The sequence below is a fragment of the Polaromonas sp. AER18D-145 genome (assembly GCF_002379095.1).
Classification (GTDB): domain Bacteria; phylum Pseudomonadota; class Gammaproteobacteria; order Burkholderiales; family Burkholderiaceae_C; genus Polaromonas.
The window spans coordinates 1-6,495 of record NZ_NBZV01000086.1 but is presented as its reverse complement, the minus strand read 5'-3'; the positions used below and the strand labels follow the sequence as shown (position 1 = coordinate 6,495).

Genomic DNA, 6,495 nt, shown 5'->3' with positions numbered 1-6,495 from the left:
ACGTAGGTGTCGCTGCCCAGTCCGCCAAGCAGGGTGTCGTTGCCGGTTCCGCCCATGAGTACATCGTCGCCGGCGTTGCCCACCAGCAGGTCGGCGGCGCTGCCGCCCACCAGGGCATCGCTGCTGCCGCCGCCCAGCATGAAAGCGCCCCGGTTGAGGATGTCGGTGTTGGCCAGGCCATTGGCGCCGGCCTGCACGTACCAGTCGCGCATATAGGGCAGCATGGACTGGATGAGTGTGCGCTCGGTTGCGCTGAAAGTGCTGCCCGCTAGAAACTGCTTGAAAGCGTAGTCGAAGCCTTTGGCGTCTTGGAGGTCTGGCTTGGCGCTGTTAGCAAAGGCTGTGGCGACGCCCTTGGACACATCGGCCATGTCGAACTGGATGCCGCCGGTCACGTCGCTGAACAATTGCTTGGTCGAGTTGGTGGCGTTGGCGCTGTTCTCGTAGTAAAACTGCAGGGCGAAGGCGGTCAAGGCCATGCTCAGGTTGTGCAGGCCAGGTGCGCCAGGGATGCCATCAGTCAGCGTCATGCCGCCGTCCTGGGCGAGCTTGTACAGGTCTTTGGTGAAGCGGGTGACCATCTGATCTGCGGCGATGGCAGTTGCGCCACTGACTGGGTCGCGCACGCCGGATTCGTGGCGCACGAGGTGGTCAATTAAGCTTCTACTGTCTGCATCGTCCGACGCAAAGCCAAATAGCTTGGTGTCAAACATCATGCGCACCAGGTCGGGCAGCTTGACGGTGACTTCGTTGAGTCTTTGCCCGACTGCGGCGGTGTTGCGGCTTTGCAGGAACGCGCTCAGCAGCGCCATGGAGTGCAGGTCGCTTGCCGCCGACGCGCCGGGCGAAGTGTTCGCGATGGAATCAACGGTCGTGGCAATGTGTTTGGGCAAAGCAGACAGAAATTCACCCTGAACCGCAATGCTGCTGATCAGACCCGCGTTGGGAATGAGGGTAGGGGAAGCGCCAAAGGTTGCTTTTTGCTCGATGTAGCTGGTCAGCGGCGCAAGCGCAGCATCGCTGTAAATGCGTGAGCCGTCACCAGTGACTTTGCCGACCAGGTAGGCCTTGAGGGCCTCACCTTGAAATAGCGCAGTTTGCGCAAATGGGGCTTCGTCGAACGCTGTGGCCGAAACACCGAAAAACACACCGACCAAGGCCGCCAAGCCGCCGCCCAGGCTGTGGCCGGTCAGCGCGATAGTTTTTCCTGCGTTTGTCGGATCAGATTTGATTTGCAGGTAGTACTCAACCGCTTGCAGTAGTTGGTCGTGCATCAATCCGGTTCCAAGCTTTACATCGGCGATCAGATCAGCGCTTTGCTTGGTGTAGGTACCTGCGTAGCTAATGACGATTTCAGAGCCGGATTGGAAGGTGCGGGCTTCGAAACCGGATTGAGGAGTATCCGCTTGATACTCCAACCTTTCCGTCCAGTTTATTGGAATTGGAAAAAGATTCTGGGCGGTGCGCGTCGAAAGGTAAGAAGCACCAGCCAGAAGCGCGAATTCAATTGGTGAAGGCATAAGTTTCTCCGTCAAATTTATTTGTTACTTTTTGCAGGTGCTGTCCATGAACTTACGACCGAAGTCACCGTGCGGGCTTATCCATCCACATTTGTAAAACACCCTTTCTGGACATTCTGCTAACAGTCTTGCCTCAGGCAACGTCTCCCGCAGAATCGCCTTCGACTCAGGCCGCTCAAGTCCTGAGTTCAATTCAGCCACCTGTGCGGCGCTGACCAGCTTGGCTTTGACCAGGTTCTCAACATCAATGCCCCGGATGCGTTTCACCACATTCACCGTCGTGAATTCAGGCGGTAGCGCCTCAAACGCGATACGCTGCCAGGCATTGCCATCGTGGCGGAACACGACATAAGGCGGGTTGGGCCTGCCCCACTTGTTGTAAGACAGGCAGAGGTTGGGTTCAGCCACCACGTAGGGGGTGTTGTTTTTGACGTGCAGTGCAGACAAATTGAAATCGGTACGGCCTATGTCTTCACCGTATTCGCTGGTCCAAGTGATGGTTCTGCCGCTGCCGGGCAAACTGAAGCGGATTGTGTGCTCCCCAATCGGTGCGGGTTGCCCAGGCTCGCTACGGCCTTTGTATGTCTGCGAGCGTTCAACAATGATTTTTTGGCCGTCATGCAACCGCACTTCCTCTTTCCAACTGTCTGCGCCAGATCTGCCTGTTTGTGCACACGCGTTCATCGCAATGCCTAGCGCCAATGCCAAGGGAATTGTTTTGATGGCTTTGAGCCATGCGGTTTTGTTCTTCATGCTGTTTTCCTTTTAAATGAATTTCCATACTTCGCATTGGTCATGGCGCCAGCCCCCCTCCCGCAGTTTGGAGACACCCCAGCCGCAGTCTGGCACAAGCCCTGAGCTTGCCGCCTGCGCGTTTGCTGGACTTTGACGTAACTGCCAAAGTTGCTAAACGCCGGTTGATCAGCAAATAGTGTTGGCCCCTGTTTTGTCGAATGAAATCGGCCTCTGGCCCTTATTTACTGTGCGCAAGCAGCTATTATTTTCATAGCTTCTACAAAATTTGGCATTGAGTTATCACCGCTCCCTCCCCGCCTCAGCCGACACCTTCTGCACCGGGCTCAGCAAATATTCCATGATGGTTCTGCGGCCTTGGTGGATTTCTGCGGCGACCTGCATGCCGGCCTCCAGGCCCTTGCGCTGGCTGGCGTCGCCGTTGAGGGACTCAAGGTATTGCGTGTCGAGCTTGACCAGCGCCTTGTAGCCCTGTGGGGTTGACTGGCCGGGATTGTTGTTATTGCTGGCTTGGGCATCGGGCGCCAGGGTCTGGATGCTGCCTTCAAGCAGGCCGTACTTCTGGAACGGGTACGCAGCGACCTTGACGCGCACGTGCTGACCCGCCTGCACAAAACCGACGTCTTCGTTTTTTACCTGCACCTCGGCCAGCAGTTGCTCTCCTCTTGGCACCAAGGTGAGCAAGACCATGCCGGGCTGCACCACCGCGCCCTTGCTGGTGGTGGCCACGTCTTTGACAATGCCGGCCTGCGGTGCCTTCAGCTCGAGCAGGCCGGTTTTGTAGCCCATCTTTTGCGTTTCTTGCTCCAGCTTGGCCAGCTGGCCCATGGCCTCGGTGCGCTCGATCAGCAGCTGGCTGCGGAAGGTGCTGGACAGCCCGGCTATTTTTTTGTCCTGCGCGGTGATGGTGGAGAGTAGCCCTTGCACCGTGGCGGCCTGGGCCTTGAGGTCTTGGGACTTTTCAATGGCTTCACGCTCCTTGTCGTTGCCGGCGATGGGGCTCAAAAAGCCTTCCGCCACCAGCTTGCTGTGCGCTCTGGCGCTTTGTTCGTAACTGGGCAAGGTGTTTTTGAGTTTGGTGAGCGTCTCTTGTGCTGAGCGCAATTCGTTTTGCGCGCGTTCACGCGTTGCCACCTCTTGAGCCAGCGAATCAGTAAATGCTTGCCGGTGAGCGTTGGCCTGGGCCTGCACCTGGGCGATCATCACCGGGTCGTCACCGTCCTTGATGGCAAGCGGAATGCCCGCCAGTTCCGCATCGACGCGGCGCAGGGTCAGGCGTTTCAGGCTCAGCTCACTGGCCAGGCTGCGGCTGTCGGCACCGGTCATGGTGGGGTCCAGGCGAATCAGCACTTGCCCGGCCTGCACCTGGTCGCCTTCCTTCACCAGAATGTCGGCCACGACACCGGCTTCAGCCGGCTGCACAATTTTTGTGTAGCTGATGGGCACCAGCTTGCCTTCGGCCACCGCCACGATGTCTACCTTGGCAAAGACGGCCCAGGCCAGCAGGATGGTGAAGAGCACCGCGACGATGTAAAAAATCAGCCGCGGCAGCTTGGGCATGGGGCTTTCCTGAATGGCCAGCAGGCCAGGGGAAAACTCGGCGGCGTCAGGCAACAGGCGTTTGGTCAGGGTTTGGGTCAAAGTGCTCATTTGACGTAACTACGCAGGTAGTCGGGGCTGGTTTTACTCCCTCTCCTCCTGGGAGAGGGCGGGGGTGAGGGCTGGCGGTCTGTGCATAGAGCTGTCGTAGGTTGTGGCTTGCTGGCCCTCACCCCTACCCTCTCCCAGAGGGCGAGGGGGTAAGAAAAGCGTGCGCATGCAGCAAGCTGAGTAGTTGTCATGCGACCGCCTTTGCTTGAACAACTTTCTTGAGGTGTCCGCCACCAATGACGAATATCTCGTCGACCTGCAGCGTCTTGGGCAGTGCATGCGTCACAAACAGCATGCTGACCTTGCCGCGCAAGGCGTTGACGGTAGTGGCAAAGGCATTGGCGGTTTGCGCATCCAGCGCGCTGGTGGCTTCGTCAAAAATCAGCACCTTGGGCTTTTTGAGCAGGGCACGGGCAATGGCCAGGCGCTGCTTTTGCCCGCCTGACAGGCCGGCCCCACGCTCGCCGATTTCGGTTTGGTAACCCTGGGGCAGGGTCTGTATGGCGTCATGGATTTCGGCCATCTGGCAGGCCTGCACCACTTGCTCAAAACTGGCGTGAGGGTTGGCCATGAGCAGGTTGTCGTACACGGTGCCGCTGAACAGCACCGTCTCCTGCGGCACCACGCCAAAGTTGGCGCGCAGCTCGTTGGCACTCAGGTGCAGGATGTCGATGCCGTCCACCTTGATCTGCCCTTCGGTTGGCCGGTAAAAGCCCTGCAGCAGTTTTGTCAGGGTGGACTTGCCAGTGCCGCTGGGCCCCATGATGGCCACCGTCTGGCCCGGCTCTATGGTGAGGTTGACGTTTTTGTACAGAAGCGGCAAATCAGGTGCGTAGCGAAAGCCGATATCTATGAGTTCAATCTCACCCCTGGCATCGCCCTTTCTGCTGGGGGCCAGGCGGTAGGGCTCGGTCGGCACGTTCATCAGGTCGCCCAGCCTGTCCACCGCCAGGCTGGCTTGCTGAAATTGCTGCCACAGGGCGACCATACGCAGCATGGGCTGGCTGAGCTTGCCGGCAAACATCTGAAACGCCACCAGCATGCCGACGGTGAACACGGTGCCAGTGCCTGCTGCCAAGGCGATGGTGTCGGGGTGCATCACAATCCACGCGCCTATAACCAGGATCAGCAGCGTCATCATCTGCTCCAGCGTGTTGGCAATGACGTTGTAGGTGTTGGCAATCTGCTTGGTCTGAAAACCTGACTGCAGGTAGGTGGCCAGGTAGCCGTCATAGCGGGTCTGCAACTGCGGCTCAAACTGCAGGCTTTTGACGGTTTCCAGCCCGGCGATGTATTCGGTCAGAAAGGCTTGGTTGCGCGCACCCAACATGAACTGCTGGTTCAGGCGCGTCTGGAAGATGGGCGCCACCAAAAACGACAACAAGGCAATGCCGGACAGAATGCCCAGCACGATCAGTGTGAGCGTGACCGAGTAATAAAACATCACGCCCATGCAGATCAGCAAAAACGGAACGTCCAGAATGATGGTCACCGCGGCCGAGGCAATGAACTCGCGTATGGTCTCCACCCCATGCAGCCGGGCGGCGATCACACCCGTGGGCCGGTTCTGAAAATATTTGGGCGGCAGGCGAAACAGGTGCTGAAACACCGCGGCGCCCAGCACGGCGTCAACCCTATTGCCTGTGTGCAAGATGGCGTACTGGCGCACCCAGGTCAGCAGCGCGGTGAACAGCATGAACACCGCCATGCCGATGCCGAGCGCAACCAGCGTGCTTTCGGTGCGATGCACCACCACCTTGTCGATGATGGCCTGCGTGAACAGAGGCAAGCCCAGCGCAAGAAGCTGCAGCACCAGGCTGGCGCCCAGCACCTCGTGCCAGACCTTGCGGTGCTTGAGCAGCTCTGGCACAAACCAGCGGAACCCGAAGGAAGAACCCACGCCAGCGCCAGAATCCGGATCGCGCACGGCCTCATCTTCCGGATAGAGCAACACCGCCTGGCCAATTAAGGTTTGCACAAATTCAGCCCTGGGACTTGTGACGGGCGAGTTGCTGTTGGCGGGCAACCAGACAACCTGTTCGTCACTCACTGCGATCATGATGCCCAGTGTCGGAGCAACGGGGGTTATGTCATCGATACCAACACTCTCTGGGGTATCTGCATCCAGTGTGGCGGTGCTGCTCAGCCCTACCAACAAGGGCAAAGGAAGCTGAGGCAGTTCCGTGGGCTTGATGCAGCGCAACTGGGTTTTGAAGCCCAAGCCCCGCGCTGCGCGAACCAGACCCGATTCGTCATACGGCGGTGGAAACTGCTGCAACAACAATTGAGCGTCAAAAGGGCGGCGATGCACTGCACACATCGTTTGCAGCGCCCACACAAAATCAGCTTGTGCATATTCTTTTTGCATTGCTCCCTGCCCACAAGCTGGTTGTGGGCCCTCCCTCTATTCGTATGTGACAGAGCCCCCCCGCGTCAGAATAGTTGTCGCCTCCATAGAACCAAGAATCCGGGGGCGGCGATGAAGGACAAGAATTGGCACGATACGGACAAGCATTCAAGGACCGGGCGGTAGCGCGGTTGTTGCCGCCTGAAAGCGCGGCGGTGGAGGAAG

At 58.5% G+C, this 6,495-nt stretch carries 3 protein-coding genes and 1 pseudogene; all 4 read right to left on the bottom strand.

Annotated features, from left to right (window positions below; all coding sequences use genetic code 11):
* Window positions 1-1,520 (bottom strand): annotated as a pseudogene (locus B7G52_RS24395) (hypothetical protein); the annotation flags it as partial.
* Window positions 1,521-1,544: 24 nt separating this feature from the next.
* A complete protein-coding gene (locus tag B7G52_RS22725; RefSeq protein ID WP_096699936.1) occupies window positions 1,545-2,273 on the bottom strand; it encodes a hypothetical protein in 729 nt (242 codons plus the stop codon).
* Window positions 2,274-2,555: 282 nt separating this feature from the next.
* On the bottom strand, window positions 2,556-3,923 hold the full coding sequence (locus B7G52_RS22720) for an HlyD family type I secretion periplasmic adaptor subunit (RefSeq protein ID WP_096699935.1): 1,368 nt from the start codon (window positions 3,921-3,923) through the stop codon (window positions 2,556-2,558).
* A gap of 187 nt (window positions 3,924-4,110) precedes the next feature.
* Window positions 4,111-5,901: a peptidase domain-containing ABC transporter gene (locus B7G52_RS22715; RefSeq protein ID WP_371329060.1), complete on the bottom strand. Its 1,791-nt coding sequence runs from the start codon at window positions 5,899-5,901 to the stop codon at window positions 4,111-4,113.
* Window positions 5,902-6,495: the final 594 nt, after the last annotated feature.